A 23,469-nucleotide genomic window follows, 5' to 3' on the forward strand; every position below is an offset into this window, starting at 1 on the left:
GGGCGGCGCTTTACGCCGCGGGGGGGTTGCCGGCGCTGCGCCGCCGCTTTGTTCGGAGTTGCGCCCGTTAATTCCGCCACTCTAAAAGTTGTCCACAGCTGTGGACAACTTTTCGGGAGGTGGAGGTGCGGAACGGGCACCCTGCCCGACCGGGCCTTGCCCGGCGCCGGGCACCGACCCGGTGGCGGGCGTCGGCCAGGCGGCTGGCACCGGCCCGGTGGCGGGCGCCGGCCGAACCGCCGGACCCGGCCCGGTGCGACCTCCCGGGAGGCTGCGGGGGCGTGGAGCTGCCCCCGGTGCTCAGGCCGGGATCACCAGCCGCGCCTCGTACGCGAACACCGCCGCCTGGGTCCGGTCGCGCAGGCCCAGCTTCACCAGGATCCGGCTCACGTGCGTCTTGATCGTGGACTCGGCGATGATCAGACGGTCCGCAATCTCCGCGTTGGACAGGCCCTGCGCGATCAGCACCAGCACCTCGGTCTCCCGCTCGGTCAGCTCGCCGACCCCCGTGGCATGGGTGAACAGCCGGGTCTCCGAGAGCTTCGAGAACTCGGTGATCAGCCGCTTCGTCACCGAGGGGGCGAGCAGCGCCTCACCTGCGGCCACCACCCGTACCCCGTCGGCCAGTTGGCGGGCGGAGGCGTCCTTGAGGAGGAACCCGGAGGCCCCGGCCCGCAGGGCCTGGTACACGTACTCGTCGAGGTCGAAGGTCGTCAGGACCAGCACCTTCGCGTCCGTGTCGGCGGCCACGATCTCCCGGGTCGCCTCCAGGCCGTTCATCTCCGGCATCCGGATGTCCATCAGCACCACGTCCGGCCTGAGCGCCGCGACCTGCGTGAGGGCCTCCCGCCCGTTCACCGCCTCACCGACGACCTCGATGCCCTCCATCGCGTTCAAGAGGACGGAGAACCCCTCCCGGACCATCATCTGGTCGTCGACGATCAGCACCCTGATCGTCATGCCGGCTCCTTCGACGTCTCCGGGCGACTGGTCGGCACGGGTATGAACACCGCCACCTCGTACCCACCGGCGGCCGTCTCGCCGGCCGTCATCTCGCCTTCCAGCATGGCCACCCGCTCGCGCATCCCTGTGATCCCCTGACCGGCTCCCGGCGAGGGCCGTACGTCCCCCGTCGCCGCCCCGTTGACCACGCGTATGCCCAACCCGCCCAGTACGTAGGACACCTCGACCCCGGCCTCCGCGCCCGGCGCGTGGCGCAGGGCGTTGCTCAGGGCCTCCTGGATGATGCGGTACGCCGACAGCTCGACGCCCGGCGGCAGCTCCCGCACCGCGCCCGTCACCGTCTTGTCCACGCTCAGACCGGCCTCCCGCACATTGGCCAGCAGCCCGTCCAGCGAGGCCAGCGTCGGCTGCGGGGCGTCGGGCGCCTCGTAGTCCGCGGAGCGGACCACGCCCAGCACCCGGCGCAGTTCCGTCAGGGCCGCCACCGCGTTCTCCCGGATGGTGACGAACGCCGCTTCCAGCTCCGGCGGAGGATTCTTCACGCGGTAGGGCGCGGCCTCCGCCTGGATGGCCACCACGGACATGTGGTGGGCGACCACGTCGTGCAGCTCCCGCGCGATCGTCGTCCGCTCCTCCAGCAGCGTCCGCCGGTCCCGCTCGACGGCCGTGACCTCCTGCTGCGCGGTGACCTGCTGCTCCGCCTGCTTGCGGATGTTGCGGATGCTGACCGTCAGCAGGGAGATGGCCGACAGGAAGGCCATCGGGCCGATGTTGAGGGGCTGACCGTGGCCGAGCACGACGGTCGTTCCGACGCCGACCGCCAGCGTGACCAGCCACATCCAGCCGGCGGTCCGTGGCCTGGTCCGCATCGCCACGATGGTCACCGTCGCGAGGTACGAGACGAACGTGGCCGGCGCCCAGGGCCAGTTGACATCCCACGCGTTGACGACCGAGGAGACCAGGGTGACGGCGACGGCGGCCCAGAACGCTCCCACGGGCCGCACCAGGGTCATCGCGACCGGGGCGGCCGCCATGAGCCCCATCACCAGGCCATTGGCCTGAGACAGGTTGCCGGCGACGGAGGTGAAGGTGACCACGAAGAACGCGAACACCAACACCGCCGCGTGCGGCAGGTAGACCACCTCGGCGCGTATCCGCTTCGGGAGCCGCCGGGTCAGCGGCCCGTCCGTGCGCATCGGGGGCAGCGGACGGTAGGCGAAGGCATCGGTGATCAGGTCCTGGCGCAAGCCCTGCATCAGGCCCGAAGCCAGCCGCATCTCGGGTGCCCGGGGGGTCGCCCCGGAGGTCGTCTCGGTCATGGTCCCCACGGTAGGCGCGCCGCGCCCTCGTCCGCGTCGCCGCTGAAGGGGATATCCCAGGGTCCCCCTCAAGTACTACCGGGGCGCCTCAGTAGCCCGTCGGACGGATCAGACCCGTCTCGTACGCGAACACCGCGGCCTGGGTGCGGTCCCGCAGGCCCAGCTTCACCAGGATCCGGCCCACGTGCGTCTTCACCGTCTGCTCGGCCAGGACCAGGTGCTGGGCGATCTCCGCGTTCGACATGCCCTGGGCGACCAGGGACAGCACCTCCGTCTCCCGCTCCGTCAGCTCCTCGATCCGCGTCTTCGAGGGTGCCCGAGGGGCCCCCAGCCGGGAGAACTCGGTGATCAGACGCCTGGTGATGTTCGGCGCGAGGAGCGCCTCACCGGCCGCGATCACCCGGACCGCCTCCGCCAGCTGATCCGCCGAGGCGTCCTTGAGGAGGAACCCCGAGGCGCCGGCGCGCAGCGCCTCGTAGACGTACTCGTCGAGGTCGAAGGTGGTGAGCACCAGCACCTTCACCGAGGAACCGGGGGTGCCCGTGATCAGGGACGTGGCCTCGATGCCGCCCATGCCGGGCATGCGGATGTCCATCAGGACCACGTCCGGAGCCAGCTCGGTCACCTTCGCGACGGCCTCGGCGCCGTCGACGGCCTGGCCGACGACCTCTATGTCGGGCTGGGCGTTGAGCAGCACGGTGAAACCCTGCCGGACCATCATCTGGTCGTCGGCGATCATCACCTTGATCGGCGCAGTCATGCTTCCTTCTTCACATCGTGCTTCGGGGCGGGCTGCTTCGCGACGGGCTGTTTCGGGCCGGGCTGCTCCGGGAGGGTCGCCGAGCCGGTGGAGCCCGGTTCCACCAGATCCGTCGGGAGAACGGCGCTCACCTCGTACCCTCCGCCGGGACGTGGGCCGGCGGCCAGTTCGCCCCCCAGCATGCCCGCTCGCTCCCGCATGCCGAGCAGCCCGTGCCCCGCACCGGGCGACGGGGGCGCCGGCCGGGTGGGCGCGGTGTTGGCCACGCACAGGTGCAGATCGCGCGGACCGTAGGCGATGCCGACCTCCACGTGGGAACCGGGCGCGTGGCGAAGGCAGTTGCTCAGCGCCTCCTGGACGATGCGGTACGCGGTGAGTTCCACGCCCGGGGCCAGCGGCCGCCGGATGCCCGCGACCTCGGTGGTGACATCCAGTCCGGCCGCCCGCACGTTGTCCACGAGCCCGTCCAGCTCGCCCAGCGTGGGCTGCGGATGGTGCGGACCGGCCGGATCGTCCGGGTGCTCGGACCGCAGTACGCCCAGGACGCGGCGCAGCTCGGTCAGGGCCTCCAGCGCGTTGGCGCGGATGCCCGCGAGGTTCTCCTTGAGCTCCTCGGACGGGTTCTCCACGAGGTGCGGAGCCACCTGTGCCTGGATGGAGATCACCGACATGTGGTGCGCGACGACGTCGTGCAGTTCGCGGGCGATCCGGCTGCGCTCCTCGAGCAAGGTGCGCTGGGCGCGCTCGGCCTCGGTCAGGGTCTCCTGCTCGACCAGCTTCGTGCGGGCCGTGCGCATCGCGCGCAGGGCGTAGCCGAGGAGTCCGGTGAACGCGAAGAGGAGGACGACACCGGCCGCGCTGGTGGTGCTGTGGTCGGGTCGGAACAGGGCCTCGGCCAGTCCCGTACCGGCGGCGACGAAGAAGACGGCGCCGATGGTGACCCGGGGCGGCACGCGCAGGGCGACCAGCAGCAGCACCGGGGCGAAGGTGAAGATCCCGGCGGGCGTCCAGGGCCAGCTCTGGCCCGGCTCGACGTGGTCGTGGATGGACCAGGCGACCTGGGCCGCCGCGATCAGGCCGATCCAGTACCCGGCCATCGGCCGCCGTATGGCGATCAGCACTGCCGCGCCGACCAGGACCGACGGCACCTCACGGGCAACGCCGTGGACCTCGTAGTTGTCACTGAGCTGCGCTTTGGTGAGGAAGAGGAAGAGCACTCCCAGGTAGCCGAGCGCCACATGCGGGAGCCAGGCCAGCCAGCGGGGCCGGGACATCTTCGGCAGTGGATCGGACTTCAGGTCGAGCAGGTCGCGGACCACACCGCGCACCAGGGCCGAGACCCTGGCGCGGCGATCGGCGAACCCCTCCGCCTCCTCGGTCCTGACCGTGCCTGCACGTGGTGCCGGAAGCCCGCTCTGCTCGTTCACGTCGCTCAGCCTAGGCATGGGCCTTCTCCTGGGGGGCGGCCACCGTGCCGGTGACCGCGGCGGGGCCGGCGATGGCGGGGGCGGGGGTAAGGGGGGTGGCAAGGGCAGCGGACGGGTCGGCGGGCGGGGCGACGGCCGGGGCGGTAGAGGGGGCTGCGGAGGGGGCTGCGGTGGGATCCGCGGGGACGTCCGCGGGGGCGCTCTTCCCGGCGGTCGGCACGGACCTGGCGACGATCCTCGAGGGGGTCGCCGGAGCGCCGGAAGTTCCCTGCCGGGTAGGGCCCTTGCCGCGGTGGCCGGCCAGTTCGTAGGTCCGGAAGGCCGCCCAGCAGACGGCCAGCGCGGCGGCGAACACCGGCAGCCACAGCAGCCGGGCGAAGATCCACTCCGGGGCGGCGGGCGCCGTGTGCAGTCCGGGCAGGTCCGTGGAGACCAGCAGCCCCAGCGAGGTGACGGCCATCATCGCCGTCTGGTGCCATAGGAAGATCGTCATGGCGGACAGGTTCACCAGGGCCACCTTCGCCCAGGCCCGCGGGCGGCCCATCACCCGGGCCAGCGGCTCCCGCAGCAGCAGTGCCAGCCCGCACTGGGCCAGGCCGAACGCGACGGCGGCGAGCGTCGGCGGGTTCAGGTTCGACAGGGCGGCACCCGGAACGCCCACCATGGACGCCGGATACCCGCCCCAGACGATCAGCGCCGCGGTCGCGGCGACCGCGCCGCCCAGCAGCAGGGCGGCCGGGACACGCCGGGTGAACGCACCCCGGGACCAGGCGGCGCCCAGGGTGTAAGGCACCAGCCAGCCGGCGGCCACATTGACCCAGCCGATCCACTCGGGTCCGCCGAGACCGAAGCGCCAGACGTCGACCACGGCCACCACGGCCAGCGGCCACACGGGGCTGAGCCGCGTCACGAGCGGGGTGGCGGCGGTGAGCACGGCGAAGACGAGGAGGAACCAGAGGGGGGAGAGGACGAGCTTGAGCAACGTGTGGACGGTGTCCGTCCCGACCCCGCCGAGCAGCATCCCGCCGGCCGCGACCGTCCACAGGACGAGGACGGCGGCGACCGGCCGGAACAGCCGGCTCAGCCGCTGCGCGATCCACCGGCCGTAGGAGACTCCCCGCCCGCGCGCCGACGCGTACCCCTGGGCGGCGACATGTCCGCCGACCAGGAAGAAGACGGCCAGGGTCTGGAACACCCAGGAGACGGGGGCCAGTGCGCTCATGTGGCTGAGTGGACTGGCGGTGCGGAGGCCGCCGTCGGCGGCCGTCAGGGCGGTGACCAGCCAGTGGCCGAGCACCACGCCGAGGATGGCGAAGGCCCGCAGGGCGTCCACGGTCCTGTCCCGGTGGGCGGGGGTGCCGGCGTCGATGCGGTCCGCGAGGGCGGACCAGCGGGCGGTGAGCTTACGCGGACGCACGGGAGGCCTCCGGGGCGGTGGTGGCGGTCTCTGTGGAAGCGGTGGTCGTGGAGGCGGTCGTCGTGGAGGTGGGCCGCGGTGCCGTGGGCGCCGCCGGTGCGGTGGGCGCCGCCGGTGCGGTGCCGAGCACGATCGAGGCCAGGCTGTTCAGGGACTCGGTGCCCGGCTTGAGGTAGTCGCTGTGCCCGCCGGGGCCGGCCGCGAAGGGCTGCGCGCAGAAGGCCGGGTCCACCGGGTCGGTGCCGAAGCCGAGGCCGCCGAGGCGCACGTGCGGGACGCCCCCGATCCAGTCGCCGGCTCCCCGGCCGGCCCAGACCCGGGCGCGGGTCGGCAGCTCGGCGACGGAGTCGGATCCCGTACCCGGACTGCCGAACAGGGCGATGTCGGTGACCTTGGGGCCGGTCTCGGTGCGGGCGCAGACCACGGATCCGTAGGAGTGGCAGAGGAGCGAGAGCCGGGTGTCCGGGACGGTCATCCGCTCCAAGCGGGCCAGGAAGGGCCCGAGTTCGGCGGCGGCCTCGTCCGCGCGGCCGGTGGTCAGGACGGTCGTGCTGACCGTCCCAGGAGTGTCGTACCCGAGCCAGGCGACCACGGCGGAGCGGCTGTGCTCGGCCTGGAGCCGCTGCTGCAGGGCGACGGCCCCGGCGCGGAAGCGCTGATAGGTGTCCAGAGTGGTGTCCGACCCGGGGACCAGGACCGTGACCCGGTCCGCGGTCTCCAGGTCGCCGAACACCTCTGTCGCGCGTCCCTTGCCGCGGCCGTCGAAGGCGAGGAAGCGGGCGCGGCCGTCAGCGGCCATCGCCCGGAGCTTCCCGGCGCGTCCCGTGCGGCCGGCGTCCTGGGCCATGCGCGTCGCCTCGGCGAGGTTCCCGAGGTGGGCGGCGTACCGGGCGGGGAGGGAGAGATCTTCACCGAGCACCGCGGGTGCGGGGGCGGGGACATGGGGGGAGGCGGCGGCGGAAACGGGGAACACGACCGCCGCGGCGACGAGCCCGGCCAGCAGCGTGCGGCGCGGACGGCCGCGGTGGCGGCCGTCGGGACGTGCGGTGAGGCGGCGGGACATGGGTCGCTTCCTTCGTTCGTGCCAGAGGGGCGGTGCTGCGTTCTTCTCTGGTCACGAAATTAGGAAGGAGAGCCCATGGTCGGCGTCCCGCTGGAGAGCGGCCTTTCCACGTAGCTCTCAGGTATGACGGGGACTACCCGGACGCCGGAAACAATGGCCGCACCGATGCGTCGGCGCCCTCGCGCACGCAACGGCCCTCGTGTCACGGGCTCCTGCGCCGCCGGCGGACTGCTGACGTCCTACCGGCGCACTGGTGGCCCCTGCTGACGCCTCCGTGGGCGGCCTGCCGATGCCCCGCCGGCGCACGGCTGTCGCCGCGTCAGTCCGCGGACAGGGATGCGGCGATGGGTTCCACGTAGCCAGCGCGCCAGCGGGGGGCCGGGTCCTGGCCGGGGCTGGTCCAGTACTCCCGGGCGCCCACGATCTCGCCGTCCCGCACGGTCCACCACGAGACGGCGCGGTAGACGACGTGGTCCTGAGGTATCTCCACCTCCGTGACCACGAGGTCGCCGTCCACGAGGATCCGCAGGACGTCCACGGTGCTCTCGTCCGTGTAGTCGTCATCGCTGATGACGGCGAGGAAGTTGTCCCGTCCGACGATGCGTTCACCGCTGACCGGCCATTCGATCACCGCGTCCTCGGCGATCAGTGCGGCCACCCCGTCCCAGTCGCGGGCCTCGATCCGCTCCCACAGTTGTGCCACTACCTTCGACGGCTCCATGTGCCGCAGTGTGCGGTGGGACTGACGGATGCAACAAGCTTTGCCCACAGGCTTATTGACATCGAAATAATTACTCCCGGCGGTAGGACAGCGCCGCGCCGGGACCGTCCTCGAGTTCCCGCACCAGCGTGCCGTCGGGCAGCAGGCGCAGCGTGCTGCGGCCCCCGGGCGTGCAGGTCGGCGGAGTGCCGGAGGTGACGGTGGAGGTCTCCAGCCCGACCGTGTCGGAGGTGGCCTCGCGCAGGGGAGCAGTCCAGGAGCAGGCGAGGCCCGGGGCCTGGACGGTCAGGGACATGACGGGGGAGTCGCCCGCGCCGGGGGTGAGGGTGAGCCGCCAGGTCTGGGCGCCCCTGGTGGTGCGCCACGTACCGGCGAAGGCCTCGGGAAGCCGGGCGGGGAGGGCGGAGGGGCCGGTGGACTCTGCCGCTCCGTCCGCTCCGTCCGCTCCGTCCGCTCGGTCCGCTCCTGTGCCGCCCGTGGTTCCTGTGGCGGAAGGGGCGCCGGAGGCAGGGTCGTTGCCGTTCATGACGGTGTACACCGTGCCGCCCGCCGCGACGGCGACGACACCGGCGACGGCGAGGAGGAAGGCGGTGGAGGCGAACGACGACGCGGAGCGGCGGCCCGGTCGCGGTGCGGGCGCCGGTTCCGCTCCCGGCGGCCGTGACGTGGGCGGTTGCGTGTCCGGGGCGCCCTCCGTTCGGTAGGCGACCACGGGCGTGGGGCGGTCCGGGACCGCGGCGGCGGGGTCGAGCCGGTCCGCGGCCTGCTGCCCGAGGCGAGCGGTCAACGGCTCGGGGAGCCACGGATCCGGCGCGGTCCATCCGTCGGCGCCGACCCGGGCGAGCACCTCGGCGGGTGTGGGCCGCGCGGCCGGCTCCTTGCGCAGGCAATCCCGTACGAGGTCACGCAGTTCGGGTGCCACGTCGCCCAAGTCCGGTTCCGCTTCGGCGATGCGCAGCAGGAGCGCCGCGACGCCGCCGGGCTGCTCGGCGTCCCCGAAGGGCAGCCGCCCGGTGGCGGCGTAGGCGAGGACCGCGCCCAGGCCGAAGACGTCACAGGCCGGGGTCGCGGGCGTGCCGTGGATCTGCTCGGGAGCGAGGAAGCCGGGAGAGCCGAGGAGTTCGCCGGTCTGGGTGAGGGCGGGGTCGGCGGTGGCCGCCAGGGTCCGGGCTATGCCGAAGTCGATGACGCGGGGGCCGTCGGGGGTGAGCAGGATGTTGCCGGGCTTCAGGTCGCGGTGGACGAGTCCGGCGCGGTGGATGTCCTGGAGGGCGTACGCGAGTCCCCGCGCGAGCACCCGTACGGAGCCGGTCGGCAGTCGGCCGAAGTCGCGGCCGACGGCTTGGCGCAGGCTCGGCCCGGGGATGTAGGCGGTGGCCAGCCAGGGGATCTCCGCGTCGGGGTCGGCGTCGAGGACGGGCGCGGTCCAGGCTCCGCCGACGAGCCGGGCGGCGGCCACCTCGCGGCGGAAGCGGGTGCGGAAGTCGGGCTGCGCGGCGAGGCGGGGGTGGATGAGCTTGACGGCGGCGGTGTGGCCGTCGGCGTGGTCGCCGGTGCGGTCGCCGGTGCGGTCGTCGACGTGGCCACCGCGGTCGGCGTCGGGGGCCGGGTGCGTGCCGGGGTGGGCCTCGGTGGGGCGGGGGCCGGGTCCGCGTCCGGGGCTGCGGCTGCGGCTGCCGGAGCCGATGCCGGGGTCGGTGGCGCCGAGTCCGTGGTCGGCGCGGGCGAGGTAGACCTGGCCCATGCCGCCGGAGCCGAGGCGGGCGAGCAGACGGTAGGGACCGATGCGCTGTGGGTCCCGCGGGTGCAGTGGTTCCATGACGGGTTGGTCCTCCCCCTGGGACGCGCCGGGGAAGACAATAGTGCGCGGGTCGGGGCGGGGGTGTGGGCGCCGGGGGAATGGCGGCTGGCGGAGATACGGGGACGCGAGCGGGCGGTGCGCGGGCTCGGGGGCTGCCCCGGCGCAGCGGTGGCGTCGGCGGGGCAGCCCGGTGGCGGACGACACCATCCCGGCCCGAGGTGTCGCGCCGTCATGAGCGGTGCGGTCCTGAGCCGGGCCGCCAGCAGCCGGGCCGTCACGAGCTGCGGCCACACCGGCCAGGCGCTCGCCAGCGGGGACGTCACGAGCGGCGGCCGCACCAGCTGGGTCGTGACGAGCTGGGGCGGCATGAGGAGCGGCCCCATCAGTCGGACGCCGTCGAGCCGGGCCGGTAAACAGCCCGGCCGTCACGAGCAGCGGCCGCACCAGCCGGGGCCGTCACGAACCGGGCCGTCACGAACCGCGGCCCCGCCAGCCGGGCCGGGCGAAGTCCCTAGTGGTCAGGTGGGCCAGGCGAGTCCAGTACGGGCGGCAACGTGTCCAGGGCGGCCGACAGGCGTTGCAGGACGTGGACCGTTTCGGCGAAGGCGTCGTCGCCCAAGGCCTCCGCGAGGAGGGTGGCGAGGGTGGCGTGGCCAGGGCCGATCCGGGCGATGGCGACACGGCCGGCTTCCGTGGGGCGCAGGAGCTTCGCCCGGCGGTGGGCCGGGTTCGGCACGTACTCGGCGAGGCCCTTGGCGGCCAGCAGGTCGGCGATGCGCTGGACGCTCTGCCGGGTGATGCCCATGGCACGGGCGATGCCGGCGACGGGGAGCGGCTCGTGGAGCACGGCGCCGAGCACTTGCCACCAGGCCGCGGTCAGCCCTGCCGGGCGGGCGAGCTCTTCGGACACGGCGAGGAACTGGCCGTTGAGGCGGAACACCCCGAGGGCGGTGTGGCTCAGGAGGTCCTGCCGGACTCGGGTGGTGGCGACCCCTTCGGGTGAGGGGGCCGCGACGGCCTCCGCTGGGAGGATCTCTGCCCCGGTCCGGCCGGCTACGGACTCGGCGGCTTCGCTCCCGCTGGCGTCGGCCCTGCCCCCGGCGGCCGTGGCCCCGGGCGTTGCCGCGGCCACGGCGCCGACCGTTCCGGCTCCCGCTTCGGCGCCGACGCCGGCCTCAGCCCCGGCAGCTACGCTCCCGCGGGCCCCGGTCCCGGCGGCCGCGGCTCCGGACGTTGCCGCCGCCAAGGCGCCAGCCGTTCCGGTTCGCCCTTCGGACCCGGTCCCGGCGGCTTCGCTCCCGCTGGCCTCGGCCTCGGCCTCGGCCTCGGCCTCGGCCTCGGCCTCGGTCCCGGCCCCGGTCCCGGCGGCCGCGGCTCCGGACGTTGCCGCCGCCACGGCTTCGACCGTTCCGACTTGAGTTCCCGCTCCCGCCCCGTCGGCGGCCCCGTCAGCGGCCCCGGCTCCTGCCGGGGTGTCCGACGGCCGCGGCGGAGAGTTACGCATCGCCCGACTCGGATGCCGCCATCAGGACCGGGTACGCGCTCGCGTCCGAGTCGTGGAACAGGCGGTACCACGCGTCGAGGACCTCCGGCTGGTACACCCCGAGGCGGGCGAAGACCTCGCGGGCGAAGGCCACCGGTTCCGTCGGGCCCGCCGTGATCAGATCGCCGTCCGTGACCGCGTCGGTTTCCACGTAGTGCGCGGCGCCCGCGTAGCCCGGCTGGCCGTCGAGGTAGAAGGGGGCCGCGCTGGTGTGGGCGCGGCCGTCCAGGACGCCCGCCCGGGCCAGACCGGCCGTCGCTCCGCAGATGGCGGCGACCGGGACCCCGGCGGCCAGGTACTCCGCGGCCTTCGCCGCGAAGGGGGCCAGCTCGTCCCCCGTGTCCCACAGGGAGGCGCCGGTCAGGATGAGCAGCGCCGAGTCCTCGGGGCGAAGGTCCGCCAGGGCCAGGTCGGGCTGGATGCGGATGCCGCCCATGGTGGTCACGGGCCGGCCGGCGGCGAAGCCGACCGTACGGACCTCGTAGCCGCGCTGGGTGAGGTGCGCGGTGGTGTGGCCCGTCTCCCAGTCGGCGTAGGTGTCGTAGACGGCCACGTGGACCACCGGGCGCTGCTCCGCCCCGCGCGGGGCCCCGGTCCCGGTCCCGGTTTCAGTCCCAGCCTCGGTACCGGTCCCGGTCTCCGTTGCCGTTCGGGTCCCCGCCCGGATTCCCGTGTCGCCCTGCGTCTCGCGCTGCGTCTCGCTCATCGTGCTCGCCTCCGGTGCCGCCGCCGTGCCGTGCCCTTGACCGTTCCGTTCCCGGCTCATGACAGTAGGCTGGCATGATGACAGCTTGCTGTCAATCATCTCCCTGTCGGAGTCGTCGCGCCCCGCCGGAGCCGCCCCGCGCCCATACAGACTGCCGAGACCCGCCCCCCACCCCCATACAGTCCGCCGATATCCCTCCCCACCTGCGCACTTCTAGCGTGACCGCATGACCCCTCACGTCACCCCGGGCGCCGCCGTCAAGGCCGCCGATCGCGCTCACGTCTTCCACTCCTGGTCCGCCCAGGCCCTGATCGACCCGCTCGCCGTGGCCAAAGCCGAGGGGTCGTACTTCTGGGACTACGACGGCAAGCGCTACCTCGACTTCGCCTCCCAGCTGGTCAACACCAACATCGGTCACCAGCACCCCAAGGTCGTCGCCGCGATCCAGGAGCAGGCGGCCACGCTCTGCACCCTGGCCCCCGGTTTCGCCGTCGACGTCCGCTCCGAGGCCGCACGCCTCATCGCGCAGCGGACCCCCGGCGACCTCGACAAGATCTTCTTCACCAACGGCGGCGCCGAGGCCGTCGAGAACGCCGTCCGCATGGCCCGTCTGCACACGGGCCGGCAGAAGGTGATGTCCACGTACCGCTCGTACCACGGAGCCACCGCCGCCGCGATCAACCTGACCGGCGACCCGCGCCGCTGGCCCTCCGACACCGCCGCCGCCGGCGTCGTGCACTTCTGGGGGCCGTACCTCTACCGCTCGGCGTTCCACGCGACCACGGAGGCCGAGGAGTGCGCCCGCGCGCTCACCCACCTCGCCGACACCATCGCCTTCGAGGGGCCGGCGACCATCGCCGCGATCATCCTGGAGTCCGTCCCGGGCACCGCCGGGATCATGACCCCGCCGCCCGGCTACCTGGCGGGCGTGCGCGAGCTCTGCGACCGCTACGGCATCGTCTTCATCATGGACGAGGTCATGTCGGGATTCGGCCGGACCGGCAAGTGGTTCGCCGCCGACAACTGGGGCGTCACCCCCGACCTGATCACCTTCGCCAAGGGCGTCAACAGCGGCTACGTCCCGCTCGGCGGCGTCGCGATCTCCGCCGAGATCGCCGAGACCTTCGCCACACGCCCCTACCCGGGCGGGCTCACGTACTCCGGTCACCCGCTGGCCTGCGCCGCCGCCGTCGCGACGATCAACACCATGGAGGAGGAGGGCATCGTCGAGCACGCCGCCCACCTCGGTGAGAACGTGATCGGCCCGGCCCTCGCCGAGCTGGCGGAGCGTCACCCCTCGATCGGCGAGGTGCGGGGTCTGGGCACCTTCTGGGCACTGGAACTCGTACGGGACCGCGAGACGCGCGAGCCGCTCGTCCCCTACAACGCCGCCGGAGCCGACAACGCGCCGATGGCCGAATTCGCCGCCGCCTGCAAGGCGTCGGGCCTCTGGCCCTTCGTCAACATGAACCGCACCCACGTGGTCCCTCCGTGCAACATCGCGGAAGCGGAGCTGAAGGAGGGCCTGGCCCTGCTGGACGAGGCCCTGACCGTCGCCGACCGGCACGTCTCGGCCTGACGTCTGACGTGCCGGACGGCCTGACGTGCCGGACAGCCTGACGCCCCGTCGGCCCCGTCGGCCCCGTCGGCCCCGTCGGCCCCGTCGGCCCCGTCGGGCCGTCCGGCCGACGGCCCGAGGCCTGAGCCGGACGGCGGCCGATCGAACGCCCGGCCGTCGTCCGGCCGCCGTCCGGCCGCCGCCCCGTCACCGTCCTCCCCTGCCCGGTTCCCCTGGTCGGCTCCCGACCAGGGGTTTCCGCGGTCGGCCCCCGACCAGCCGAAACGATCCCGCCCGGCCGATCCGGCCGATCCGGCCTGTCCGACCGGACCTGGCTCCCGGGTGAGCGATCAAGAACAGGCCGGGTCCTCCGTCCGAATATCGGGCGTTAAGTCCATAGAGCGACCACAAACCGAACGGTTTCGGCCTTGCTGCCTGGCCTAAGGTGTCCCAAGCCCACAGATGGAGACGGACCCCTATGGCAGGCAGCGGCGCTGTCACCCGGAACACACTTCGCCAGCAGATCGCGGACGCGCTGCGTGACGAGGTGCTCGCGGGACGTCTGCCGGCCGGGACCGAATTCACCGTGAAGCAGATAGCGGAGCAGTACGAGGTCTCCGCGACCCCCGTCCGCGAGGCCCTCGTCGACCTCTCCGCGCAGGGCCTGCTCGACTCCGTGCAGCACCGCGGCTTCCGCGTCCGCGTCTTCTCCGTAGCCGATTTCCGGGGCATGATCGAGGCTCGAACGCTGATCGTGGAAGGCATCTTCCGCCGCATCGTCGAACGGGGCACCGCTCCCGGCACGGCCGAACGGCTGGTCTCGGTACGCCGACGGGCGGAGGAGGCGCAGCGCGCCGCACTGACGGGCTCGCTCGACGTGCTGATCGGCTACGACCTGCGCTTCTGGAGGGAGCTGAGCGGGCTGGTCGGCAACACGTACATCTCCGAGTTCCTGCACCGGATCCGCGTGCAGTGCTGGGTCTTCGCCGTGCCCCACCTGAAGGCCGAGGCCGACCCGCGCACCGGACTGTGGGCCGGTCACAACGAACTGATCGAAGCGGTGACCCGCAGTGATGCCGAGGAGGTACGCCGCCTCGTGCACGCGTACAACCAGCACGGCCTGGACTGGGCCGCGGGCCTGAAGACGACGGCCGCGACGGCCGGCACGTGAGTGGAGTGAACGGCGTGAGCACAGGCCCGGCCCCCGGCGCCCCGAAGACCATGACGCCCTGGCTCGGAGCCGTCGGCCTCTCCGTGGTCGTTCCCGCGCTCGGCTACGACGCCCCGGGCGACGACGGGTCCGGAGCCGCACCGGGCAACGACGTGCTCGGTCGCGACCCGCTCCGGCACGACCCGCTCCGCCACGACGCGCTCCGCGCGACGGTGTCCGCCGTGCGCGACCACCTCGACGACCACCTCGGGCGCGGCCCCGGCGACTGGGAGCTGATCCTCGTCGTCGACGCCGCGCCCGCGCGCCCGGATCCCGCGCCCGATGCCCACACCGCCTCCTCGGCCTCCTCGGCCGCATCCGCCGCGGATCCCCGGATCCGGGTGGTCCGCGTGGCCGGCGCCCACGCCGGCCAGGGCACCGCGCTGCGCGCCGGGGTGCTCGCCTCCGCCGGTCGGCGGGTGCTGCTCACCGACGCCGGGCTCTCGACGCCGCTCGACGAGCTGCCCCGCCTCGCCGAAGTCCTCGACGGCGAGGGCTCCGGGCATCCCGAGGAGGCCGGGTCCACCGCGCCCGCCGCGTCCGCGATGCCCACCGCGCCTGCCACGACCGGCATGCCCACCGCGCCCGCCGTGGTCCTCGGCCGGTCGGGGAACCGCCTCGTCCGGGCCCTCGGCATCCCCGGCATACCGGGCTTCCGCGCCGACACCTGCCGCTTCGCCCTCTTCGACGGCGACACCGCCCGCGCCGCCTTCGGCGCCTCCCGCCTCGACGGCCCGGCCATCGACGCCGAGGTGCTGCGCTGGGTCCGCCGCCAGGGCTGGGAGGTGGCCGAGGTCCCGGTCGGCGCCGGCCCCGGCACCGCCGACCTCACCGTCCCGCGCCCCCGCCGTCCCCGTCCCACCTCGGCCGGCCGGCTCCGCGCGCTCGGCGAGCTGCTGCGCCTGAACTCCGGCGGACTCGCCGTCGCCGGGGTCTTCCTCGCGCTGTCCCTCTACGTCTTCCAGGGCCTGTGGGCCGACCTCGACGGCGCCTACCTCGCCGACGCGCTCCAGGACCAGAACCAGTGGGAGTGGTTCGTCGGAGTCACCACCGACAACATCACCCACCTGCGCAATCCGTTCTTCACGCTCTCCCAGGGCATGCCCGACGGCGTGAACCTGATGGCCAACGCGACGATGCTCGGCCTCAACGTCCCGCTCGTCCCCGTCACCCTCCTCTTCGGCCCGACCGTCACCTTCGCCCTCGTCCTCACGCTCGGCATGGCCGCCAGCGCCTGGACCTGGTACTGGCTGATCCGCCGCCGCTTCGTGCGCAGCCGCTGGGCCGCCGCCGCGGGCGGCGCCCTCGCCGCCTTCGCGCCGCCGATGGTCTCGCACGCCAACGGCCACCCGAACTTCGTCGTCCTCTTCATGATCCCGCTGATCATCGACCGGGCCCTGCGGCTGTGCGCACCGCGGCGCGGCGGCAGCGTGACCCGCGACGGCGTCCTGCTCGGGCTGTTCGCGACGTTCCAGATCTTCATCGGCGAGGAGCCGCTGCTGATCGCGGCGCTCGGCATGCTGCTCTTCTCCCTCGCCTACCTCCTCGTCGACCACCGCCGCGCGCTCGCCGCCGCCCGCCCGCTGGGCGCGGGCCTGGCCGTCGCCCTCGCCGTCTGCCTGCCGCTCCTGATCGTCCCGCTGTACTGGCAGTTCTTCGGCCCGCAGAGCTACCACTCGGTCCTGCACGGGGACAACGCCGGGAACAGCCCGCGCGCCCTGGTCGCGTACGCCTCCCGGTCCCTGTTCGGCGACCCCGAGACGGCGGGACGGCTCTCGCTGAACACCACCGAGCAGAACGCCTTCTACGGCTGGCCCCTGCTGGCCTTCGGGGTGGCCGTCTGCGTGTGGATGTGGCGGAGCAAGGCCGTCCGCGCGCTCGCGATCACCGGGTTCGCGACCCTGCTGCTGTCCCTCGGGCCGTGGGTGCCCGTGCCCCGCACCGAGGTCGTGCTGCCGGGCCCCTGGCGGCTGATGGTCGAGCTGCCGCTCTTCGAGTCGGTGATCGAGGGGCGCGTGGCGATGGTCTGCGCCCCCGTCCTGGGCATCCTGCTCGCCCTCGCGCTCGACCGGATCGCGCGGGCGCGTACGCGCGAGCTGCGCACGCTGGGGCTGCTGGGGGCGGCGGCCGCGCTGATCCCGGTCCTGCCGCTGCCGCTGACCGTACGGGAGCGCGCGCCGGTCCCCGCCTTCATCACCTCCGGGGCCTGGAAGGACTACGTCAAGGACGGCGAGGCCCTCGTCCCGGTCCCGCTGCCGGACCCGGGACAGGCGGACGCGCTGCACTGGCAGGTCGAGGCGGACTTCGGCTTCCGGCTGGCCGGCGGCTACTTCAACGGCCCGTGGGGCCCCGACCGCATCGGCATCTACGGGGCCTCTCCGCGCCACCTCTCCAACCTCCTGCGCGACGTCCGCTACGGCGCCACCCCGCCGGAGGTCACCGCGCAGTGGCGGCTCCAGGCCCGGCAGGACCTGGCGTACTGGAAGGCCGGCGCGCTGGTCCTGCCGCAGCAGGACCGGGACACGGAACTGCGCGAGCTGATCACCGGGCTGCTGGGCCGGCAGCCCGAGAAGGTGCTGGACGCATGGGTGTGGAGGGTGGGTCCGGGGGAGCCGTGACGCTTCCCGGCCCGCCCCGTGGACGCGCGGTGCGGCCCAGGTTCTGCTCACCCCTTCGCGGAGCGTGTCCGGCACACTACGCTGGCCCGATCGGTGGCATCGACTGATCGGAGGCCGAGTGGCCTGTGACCTGTGGCTGGTCCCCCTTGTCGACGTGCTGTGCCACAGCCCCGACAACCCCTTCGCGGAAGAGATCGCCTCCTACGACAAGGCGCTGGGTGAGGCCGGACTGCCGTCCGTGCCGGTGTTCGCGTACATGCCGGGGCTTTCCGGGGACGTCGCCCCGGTGGCCGGTTTCGACTACGACGCCCTGCACTTCCTGCGGCGCGCCTACCTGCTCCAGCTCTGCGGGCTGCCGGTGACCCCGGTGGACGAGCTGGGCGGGGACTACGAGCAGCTCCTGGAGATGTTCGAGTCGACGGCGCAGCAGTCGCACCTGGTGTGGCACTACGACCACGCGGGCGCCTACGTACCCGTGGACTTCGCGGTGCCGCTGGCGAACGAGGAGCTGCTGGCCGGCGGTGGACCGCTGGGCTCCGCCCAGGGCCTGCTGCGCGAGCTCGCGGTGGTCGCTCCCGCGATCGGGATAGACCCGGGGAACCCGCCGGTGGCGCCGGCGCCACCGGGGCGGCCGACGTTGCTGGAGGAGCCGGCCGGGCCGATCCCGCACGACGACAGCCCCTTCGCGCGGGAGCGGCACGTGTGGCTGGGACTGCACGCGGCGGCGACGCGGAGCCTCGGCCAGGGCTCGATGATCATCTTCAGCTGACGCGTTCCGTGCGGCGGGGCGGTGCCGGGTGCCGGTGCCGGTGCACGTGCGGGGGCGGATGCGGGCACCCCGCGCGGAGCCGGTCCCCGCCCCGCACGTGCACCGGCGGAGCCGGAGCCGGATCCGTCCCGGCCCCGCACCGGCGGAGCCCGGATCCGCTTTTCCGGTCAGCGTTCCGGCCGGCTTTCCGGTCAGCGCGGCTGCTCCGGCGGCCTCTGGCGGGGCATGTTGGGCCGGGTGCCCGGGGGGAGGGGGAAGCGGGCCGGCGGGACGTACGCGTCCGAGCGCGCCCCGCCCGCGCCCAGGGACTGCATCACCAGCGGAGCGGGACCGGAGCTGAACTCCACCATCCACTCCGCGGTCTCGGACCGCACGAGCTCCGTCACGTCTTCCGAGAACCGCCGCAGCACGGTCAGGCACCGCTCCGCCGCCTCGCTCGCGGTGCCCTCGGTCGGCCCGAGGATCTCCCGCACGTTCTCCGAGGCCCAGTCGAACTGCAGGGTCTGCAGACGCCGCTGCACGGCCTGCGCCGTGGCCACGTCCCGCATCCAGCCCGAGGTCAGGCCGAAGAAGCGGTCGCAGGCCAGGCAGGCCGCTCCCAGGAGCAGGCAGAGGTAGCCGTAGGAGGACGCCCCGGGCGCCGAGCCGGTGAGTTCCAGCAGCGGCATGGCGGCGCCCGTGACCGCGCCCACGGCGGCCGCGGCCCGCAGGATCCGGGCCCCGCGGCGTTTCCACGCCCGGTCGGACAGGTACCACTCGGCGGTGCGCAGCGCGTCTGCCTCCACCAGGCGGTAGAGCTCGTCGAGCCGCTCGGCGGGCTCGCCCCAGTCCCCGAGAGGGAACGGCCGGCCGGTAAGGTCGCCGTCCTCTGCGGGATCCCGGGGTGGCCCCTCGGGCTGCATTTCCGGCTGACTCACCCGGGCACTCCCTCTGCCTGCGCTGACGTGTGGTGGTGCGCGTGTGCGCAATGGTGCGCATGCTCTTCCTACCTTCGAATGAGGTGCGATGGGCGGCGAATCCCCGGTTTTCCGCCCGCAAGGAGGGCTTCATCAGGTACGCGCACGCCTCGTCCCTCACTCGAAAGAGTTGGTCCTCACGGCGTAGGGCGCGGCGCCCGGGGAGCACGTAGGCTCGGATTGACCAAGCCGCCGGCGCTTGGACCGACGCTACGGAGTGAGTGACCTGTGATTCCCGGTGGTGGCCAGCCCAACATGCAGCAGCTGCTCCAGCAGGCCCAGAAGATGCAGCAGGACCTTGCCGTGGCCCAGGAAGAGCTGGCGCAGGCCGAGGTCGAGGGCCAGGCCGGCGGCGGACTCGTCAAGGCGACCGTCACCGGTTCCGGTGAGCTGCGCGCGCTCGTGATCGATCCGAAGGCCGTGGACCCCGAGGACACCGAGACGCTCGCGGACCTGGTGGTGGCGGCGGTCCAGGCGGCCAGCGAGAATGCGCAGGCGCTCCAGCAGCAGAAGCTGGGCCCGCTGGCGCAGGGACTGGGCGGCGGCAGCGGTATCCCCGGCCTCCCCTTCTAGTCCCGGCACCGACCCGCACAGACCCGCACCGCACCGCACCGAACCGAACCGAACCGGCCCGACCGAACGAACGAAAGCAGGCAGTCCGTTGTACGAAGGCGTGGTCCAGGACCTGATCGACGAACTGGGCAGGCTGCCCGGCGTCGGGCCCAAGAGCGCGCAGCGGATCGCCTTCCACATCCTGCAGGCCGAGCCCACCGACGTCCGCCGCCTCGCGCACACGCTGCTCGAGGTCAAGGACAAGGTCCGGTTCTGCGCGGTGTGCGGGAACGTGGCGCAGGAGGAGCGGTGCAACATCTGCCGCGACCCGCGCCGCGACCTGTCGGTCATCTGTGTGGTCGAGGAGTCCAAGGACGTGGTCGCCATCGAGCGGACGCGCGAGTTCCGGGGCCGGTACCACGTCCTCGGCGGCGCGATCAGCCCGATCGAGGGCGTCGGCCCGGACGATCTGCGCATCCGCGAGCTGCTGGCGCGGCTCGCCGACGGCGCGGTCACCGAGCTGATCCTGGCGACCGACCCGAACCTGGAGGGCGAGGCGACCGCCACGTACCTCGCCCGCATGATCAAGCCCATGGGCCTCAAGGTCACCCGCCTGGCCAGCGGGCTCCCCGTCGGGGGAGATCTGGAGTATGCGGACGAGGTCACGCTCGGGCGGGCCTTTGAAGGAAGGCGACTTCTCGATGTCTGACGCAACGCTGCACGCCCTGGGACAGGACCCGGACGACTTCGCCGCCTCGATCGCGGACCAGATCGGGTCCTTCATCGTCGCGGTCACCGAGGTGGCCAAGGGCGAGGACCCGGACAGCGCGGTGCCCTTCCTCCTCCTGGAGGTCTCCCAGCTGCTGCTGGCGGGCGGCCGGCTGGGCGCGTACCAGGACGTCCTGCCCGACGAGCGCTACGAGCCGGACCTCGGCCCGGAGCCGGACGTGGACGACCTGCGCGAGCGGTTCGCGCTGATGCTGGAGCCGGTCGACGTCTACTCGGAGGTCTTCGACCCCTACGAGCCGCGCAAGGCCCCCGTCCCGCACCGGATCTCCGACGACCTGGCCGACGTGGTGGCTGACCTGCGGCACGGCCTCATCCACCACCAGGAGGGCCGGATCACCGAGGCGCTGTGGTGGTGGCAGTTCTCGTACTTCACCAACTGGGGCCCGACGGCCTCGGCCACCCTGCGCGCGCTCCAGTCGCTGATCGCGCACGTCCGCCTCGACCAGCCGCTGGCGGCCCTGGAGGGCCTGGACACGGACGAGGACCTGACGGAGGAGGACCTCGCGGAGCAGGCCGGTCAGGTCATGGCCGAGGAACTGGGCGGTCTCGGCCGCGGCTAGTGCCGCGTCCGACGCCGTGAGCGGGAACGATTCCTTTGATCTTTTCGTCTCATGATGCGGTACGGGGCGGTCGGATCCCGGCCGCTCGTTAGACTGCACCAGCAATTGACGGACTGAGCGAGGAGCGCACGTGGGCCTTGTCGTGCAGAAGTACGGAGGCTCCTCCGTAGCCGATGCCGAGGGCATCAAGCGTGTTGCCAAGCGGATCGTGGATGCCAAGAAGAACGGCCACCAAGTGGTCGTCGTGGTTTCCGCGATGGGCGACACGACGGACGAGCTGATCGATCTCGCCGAGCAGGTGTCGCCGATGCCTGCCGGGCGCGAATTCGACATGCTGCTGACCGCCGGGGAGCGGATCTCGATGGCCCTGCTGGCCATGGCGATCAAGAACCTGGGCCACGAGGCCCAGTCGTTCACCGGCAGCCAGGCAGGCGTCATCACCGACTCGGTCCACAACAAAGCGCGCATCATCGATGTCACGCCGGGCCGAATCCGCACCGCGCTGGACGGGGGCAACATCGCCATCGTCGCCGGCTTCCAGGGCGTGTCCGCGGACAGCAAGGACATCACCACCCTCGGCCGGGGCGGCTCGGACACGACCGCCGTCGCGCTCGCCGCGGCGCTGGACGCCGAGGTCTGCGAGATCTACACGGACGTCGACGGAGTCTTCACCGCGGACCCCCGCGTCGTGAAGAAGGCGAAGAAGATCGACTGGATCTCCTCCGAGGACATGCTGGAGCTCGCCGCTTCCGGTTCCAAGGTGCTGCTGCACCGCTGTGTCGAGTACGCACGCCGATACAACATCCCGATCCACGTCCGCTCGTCCTTCTCGGGACTGCCGGGCACCTGGGTCAGCAACGAGAATCCGCAAGGGGCAGAGCAGGTGGAGCACGCCATCATCTCCGGAGTCGCTCACGACGTCTCCGAAGCCAAGATCACGGTCGTCGGCGTCCCGGACAAGCCGGGCGAGGCCGCGGCGATCTTCCGCGCCATCGCGGACGCCGAGATCAACATCGACATGATCGTGCAGAACGTGTCCGCCGCCTCCACGGGACTGACGGACATCTCCTTCACCCTCCCCAAGGCCGAGGGCCACAGCGCCATCGAGGCCCTGGAGAAGGCCAAGGGCACCATCGGCTTCGAGTCCCTGCGCTACGACGACCAGATCGGCAAGATCTCCCTGGTCGGCGCCGGCATGAAGACGAACCCGGGCGTCACCGCCTCGTTCTTCCAGGCGCTGTCCGACGCGGGCGTCAACATCGAGCTGATCTCCACCTCGGAGATCCGCATCTCGGTCGTGACCCGCCAGGACGACGTCAACGAGGCCGTCCGCGCCGTGCACACGGCCTTCGGCCTCGACTCCGACAGCGACGAAGCCGTCGTCTACGGAGGCACCGGACGATGACCCCGTCCCGGTCGACCCCGGCACCGGCACTCGCCGTGGTCGGGGCGACCGGAGCAGTCGGCTCCGTCCTGCTCCGGATGCTGTCCCAGCGGGCCGACGTCTGGGGCGACATACGCCTGATCGCCTCCTCGCGCTCGGCCGGCCGCCGGCTGACCGTCCGCGCCGAGGAGACCGAGGTGCTCGCCCTCACCGAGGACGCCTTCGACGGCCTGGGGGAGGGCGACGTCGCGCTCTTCCTCACCCCCGCCGAGGTCTCGGCCCGGTGGGTCCCCGTGGTCACCGCGCGCGGGGTCGTCGTCGTGGACCAGTCCGCGGCGTTCCGCGAGGACCCCGAAGTGCCGCTGGTGGTGCCCGACGTGAACGGGCACGCCGTACGGACGCGGCCGCGCGGGATCGTCGCCGGACCCGACTGCGTGACCGCCGTGATGACCGCGGCCGTGGGCGCGCTGCACGCCGAGTACGCGCTGACCGAGCTGGCCGTCTCCACGTACCAGGCCGCGAGCGCGGCCGGGCGGGCCGGATCCGAAGCGCTGCGCCGTCAGCTGTCGCTGGTCGCCGGAACCACCCTGGGGGAGCAGCCCGGGGACGTACGCCGTGCGGTGGGCGAGGACACCGGCCCCTTCGCGGCTCCGCTCGCGCTCAACGTCGTGCCCTGGTCCGGTGAGCTCCGCGAGGACGGCTGGTCCTCGCACGAACTGGCCGTACGGGCGCAGACGCGCCGGATCCTGGACCTGGCGGAGCTGCCGGTGGCGGTGACCTGCGTCCTGGTACCCGTGCTGGCCGGGCATTCGGTGACCGTGCGGGCCCGCTTCGAGGGCGTGGTCGACGCGGCGCGCGCCCGGGAGATCCTGGACGCGGCGCCCGGGGTGGTCCTCGTGGACGACCCGGCGGCGGGTGAGTTCCCGACCCCGTCGGACGCCGCGGGGACGGATCCGGCCTGGGTGGGGCGGGTCCGGGCATCCCTCGACGATCCGCGCTCGCTGGAGTTCTTCGTGTGCGCGGACAACCTGCGCCAGGGCGCTGCGCTGAACGCCACACGGACCGCCGAGCTGATCGCGGATGAATTTGGGTATTTCACTTTGTAGGATCATCGGTGATCCCTTGACCAAGGTGATCGCCCCGACGGCCCGCCGAGAGACGGGCCGACCGGGGAGAGCCGTTACGCATGAGGGCAATGGGAACAACGCCGATAGGTCTTCCTCGCGCGTACAACCCTGATGGGGGGACGCGTGTCCAACTGGCGTGGCAGAAGCATTGCTGGACTTCCCCGTCATATCGGTGCGTATCGGGACGATCCCGTCGCACCGTCGCACCGGCGCGCCCGGCGGCTTC

Annotated in this window: 20 protein-coding genes; 9 read left to right on the forward strand and 11 right to left on the reverse strand. The window is 72.9% G+C overall.

The window, feature by feature from the left end:
- Positions 1–300: 300 nt before the first annotated feature.
- The 10 genes from ACWF9Z_RS32860 to ACWF9Z_RS32905 form a co-directional block, all read right to left on the reverse strand.
- Positions 301–960: a response regulator gene (locus tag ACWF9Z_RS32860; protein ID WP_453608506.1), complete on the reverse strand. Its 660-nt coding sequence runs from the start codon at positions 958–960 to the stop codon at positions 301–303.
- On the reverse strand, positions 957–2,282 hold the full coding sequence (locus ACWF9Z_RS32865; RefSeq protein WP_453608509.1) for a sensor histidine kinase: 1,326 nt from the start codon (positions 2,280–2,282) through the stop codon (positions 957–959). The genes ACWF9Z_RS32860 and ACWF9Z_RS32865 overlap by 4 nt, the downstream gene beginning before the upstream one ends.
- An 88-nt stretch (positions 2,283–2,370) precedes the next feature.
- Positions 2,371–3,042, reverse strand: a complete 672-nt coding sequence (locus ACWF9Z_RS32870) for a response regulator (RefSeq protein WP_453608512.1) — start codon at positions 3,040–3,042, stop codon at positions 2,371–2,373.
- Positions 3,039–4,487, reverse strand: coding sequence for a sensor histidine kinase (locus ACWF9Z_RS32875; RefSeq protein ID WP_453608515.1), 1,449 nt, complete (start codon positions 4,485–4,487; stop codon positions 3,039–3,041). Before ACWF9Z_RS32875 ends, ACWF9Z_RS32870 begins: the two co-directional genes overlap by 4 nt.
- Positions 4,480–5,886: an acyltransferase family protein gene (locus ACWF9Z_RS32880; protein ID WP_453608518.1), complete on the reverse strand. Its 1,407-nt coding sequence runs from the start codon at positions 5,884–5,886 to the stop codon at positions 4,480–4,482. Before ACWF9Z_RS32880 ends, ACWF9Z_RS32875 begins: the two co-directional genes overlap by 8 nt.
- Positions 5,873–6,949 (reverse strand): alpha/beta hydrolase, encoded by a 1,077-nt coding sequence (locus tag ACWF9Z_RS32885; RefSeq protein ID WP_453608521.1) that lies wholly within the window; start codon positions 6,947–6,949, stop codon positions 5,873–5,875. Before ACWF9Z_RS32885 ends, ACWF9Z_RS32880 begins: the two co-directional genes overlap by 14 nt.
- Positions 6,950–7,268: 319 nt before the next feature.
- Complete coding sequence (locus ACWF9Z_RS32890; protein ID WP_453608524.1) at positions 7,269–7,670, reverse strand: nuclear transport factor 2 family protein; 402 nt, start codon at positions 7,668–7,670, stop codon at positions 7,269–7,271.
- Between the two features lie 70 nt (positions 7,671–7,740).
- Positions 7,741–9,489 (reverse strand): serine/threonine-protein kinase, encoded by a 1,749-nt coding sequence (locus tag ACWF9Z_RS32895; protein WP_453608527.1) that lies wholly within the window; start codon positions 9,487–9,489, stop codon positions 7,741–7,743.
- Between the two features lie 493 nt (positions 9,490–9,982).
- Positions 9,983–10,504, reverse strand: a complete 522-nt coding sequence (locus ACWF9Z_RS32900) for a MarR family winged helix-turn-helix transcriptional regulator (RefSeq protein WP_453608604.1) — start codon at positions 10,502–10,504, stop codon at positions 9,983–9,985.
- Between the two features lie 463 nt (positions 10,505–10,967).
- A complete protein-coding gene (locus ACWF9Z_RS32905) occupies positions 10,968–11,720 on the reverse strand; it encodes a DJ-1/PfpI family protein (protein ID WP_453608607.1) in 753 nt (250 codons plus the stop codon).
- Positions 11,721–11,946: 226 nt separating this feature from the next.
- Between ACWF9Z_RS32905 and ACWF9Z_RS32910 the strand changes: the two genes are divergently transcribed.
- The 4 genes from ACWF9Z_RS32910 to ACWF9Z_RS32925 all read left to right on the forward strand — a co-directional run bounded on the left by ACWF9Z_RS32910 (position 11,947) and on the right by ACWF9Z_RS32925 (position 17,875).
- Entirely contained in the window at positions 11,947–13,299 is a 1,353-nt protein-coding gene (locus tag ACWF9Z_RS32910) for an aminotransferase class III-fold pyridoxal phosphate-dependent enzyme (protein ID WP_453608530.1), read from the forward strand.
- 457 nt (positions 13,300–13,756) lie between these two features.
- On the forward strand, positions 13,757–14,449 hold the full coding sequence (locus ACWF9Z_RS32915) for a GntR family transcriptional regulator (protein WP_453608533.1): 693 nt from the start codon (positions 13,757–13,759) through the stop codon (positions 14,447–14,449).
- A gap of 14 nt (positions 14,450–14,463) precedes the next feature.
- A complete protein-coding gene (locus tag ACWF9Z_RS32920; protein WP_453608536.1) occupies positions 14,464–17,106 on the forward strand; it encodes a glycosyltransferase family 2 protein in 2,643 nt (880 codons plus the stop codon).
- A 118-nt stretch (positions 17,107–17,224) separates the two neighbouring features.
- Entirely contained in the window at positions 17,225–17,875 is a 651-nt protein-coding gene (locus ACWF9Z_RS32925; RefSeq protein ID WP_453608539.1) for a hypothetical protein, read from the forward strand.
- 191 nt (positions 17,876–18,066) lie between these two features.
- Here the strand turns inward: ACWF9Z_RS32925 and ACWF9Z_RS32930 are convergent, their stop codons facing one another.
- Complete coding sequence (locus ACWF9Z_RS32930) at positions 18,067–18,792, reverse strand: SLATT domain-containing protein (RefSeq protein WP_453608542.1); 726 nt, start codon at positions 18,790–18,792, stop codon at positions 18,067–18,069.
- Between the two features lie 267 nt (positions 18,793–19,059).
- Between ACWF9Z_RS32930 and ACWF9Z_RS32935 the strand changes: the two genes are divergently transcribed.
- The 5 genes from ACWF9Z_RS32935 (at position 19,060) to ACWF9Z_RS32955 (ending at position 23,222) form a co-directional block, all read left to right on the forward strand.
- Complete coding sequence (locus ACWF9Z_RS32935; protein WP_453608545.1) at positions 19,060–19,404, forward strand: YbaB/EbfC family nucleoid-associated protein; 345 nt, start codon at positions 19,060–19,062, stop codon at positions 19,402–19,404.
- 88 nt (positions 19,405–19,492) lie between these two features.
- Complete coding sequence (recR, locus tag ACWF9Z_RS32940) at positions 19,493–20,092, forward strand: recombination mediator RecR (protein ID WP_215034995.1); 600 nt, start codon at positions 19,493–19,495, stop codon at positions 20,090–20,092.
- Positions 20,085–20,732, forward strand: coding sequence for a DUF5063 domain-containing protein (locus tag ACWF9Z_RS32945; protein ID WP_453608549.1), 648 nt, complete (start codon positions 20,085–20,087; stop codon positions 20,730–20,732). Before recR ends, ACWF9Z_RS32945 begins: the two co-directional genes overlap by 8 nt.
- Before the next feature lie 130 nt (positions 20,733–20,862).
- On the forward strand, positions 20,863–22,137 hold the full coding sequence (locus tag ACWF9Z_RS32950; RefSeq protein ID WP_356651265.1) for an aspartate kinase: 1,275 nt from the start codon (positions 20,863–20,865) through the stop codon (positions 22,135–22,137).
- Positions 22,134–23,222, forward strand: a complete 1,089-nt coding sequence (locus tag ACWF9Z_RS32955) for an aspartate-semialdehyde dehydrogenase (RefSeq protein ID WP_453608553.1) — start codon at positions 22,134–22,136, stop codon at positions 23,220–23,222. The genes ACWF9Z_RS32950 and ACWF9Z_RS32955 overlap by 4 nt, the downstream gene beginning before the upstream one ends.
- Positions 23,223–23,469: the final 247 nt, after the last annotated feature.

It is taken from the genome of Streptomyces sp. NPDC054961 (assembly GCF_053609145.1).

Excerpts from the sequence above, each read along its gene's own strand:
- ACWF9Z_RS32945 (WP_453608549.1), top strand. The coding sequence starts at position 20,085 with ATGTCTGACGCAACGCTGCACGCCCTGGGACAGGACCCGGACGACTTC.
- ACWF9Z_RS32905 (WP_453608607.1), bottom strand. The coding sequence starts at position 11,720 with ATGAGCGAGACGCAGCGCGAGACGCAGGGCGACACGGGAATCCGGGCG.
- ACWF9Z_RS32885 (WP_453608521.1), bottom strand. The coding sequence starts at position 6,949 with ATGTCCCGCCGCCTCACCGCACGTCCCGACGGCCGCCACCGCGGCCGT.
- ACWF9Z_RS32860 (WP_453608506.1), bottom strand. The coding sequence starts at position 960 with ATGACGATCAGGGTGCTGATCGTCGACGACCAGATGATGGTCCGGGAG.
- ACWF9Z_RS32910 (WP_453608530.1), top strand. The coding sequence starts at position 11,947 with ATGACCCCTCACGTCACCCCGGGCGCCGCCGTCAAGGCCGCCGATCGC.
- ACWF9Z_RS32955 (WP_453608553.1), top strand. The coding sequence starts at position 22,134 with ATGACCCCGTCCCGGTCGACCCCGGCACCGGCACTCGCCGTGGTCGGG.
- ACWF9Z_RS32870 (WP_453608512.1), bottom strand. The coding sequence starts at position 3,042 with ATGACTGCGCCGATCAAGGTGATGATCGCCGACGACCAGATGATGGTC.
- ACWF9Z_RS32895 (WP_453608527.1), bottom strand. The coding sequence starts at position 9,489 with ATGGAACCACTGCACCCGCGGGACCCACAGCGCATCGGTCCCTACCGT.
- ACWF9Z_RS32890 (WP_453608524.1), bottom strand. The coding sequence starts at position 7,670 with ATGGAGCCGTCGAAGGTAGTGGCACAACTGTGGGAGCGGATCGAGGCC.
- ACWF9Z_RS32865 (WP_453608509.1), bottom strand. The coding sequence starts at position 2,282 with ATGACCGAGACGACCTCCGGGGCGACCCCCCGGGCACCCGAGATGCGG.
- ACWF9Z_RS32875 (WP_453608515.1), bottom strand. The coding sequence starts at position 4,487 with ATGCCTAGGCTGAGCGACGTGAACGAGCAGAGCGGGCTTCCGGCACCA.
- ACWF9Z_RS32915 (WP_453608533.1), top strand. The coding sequence starts at position 13,757 with ATGGCAGGCAGCGGCGCTGTCACCCGGAACACACTTCGCCAGCAGATC.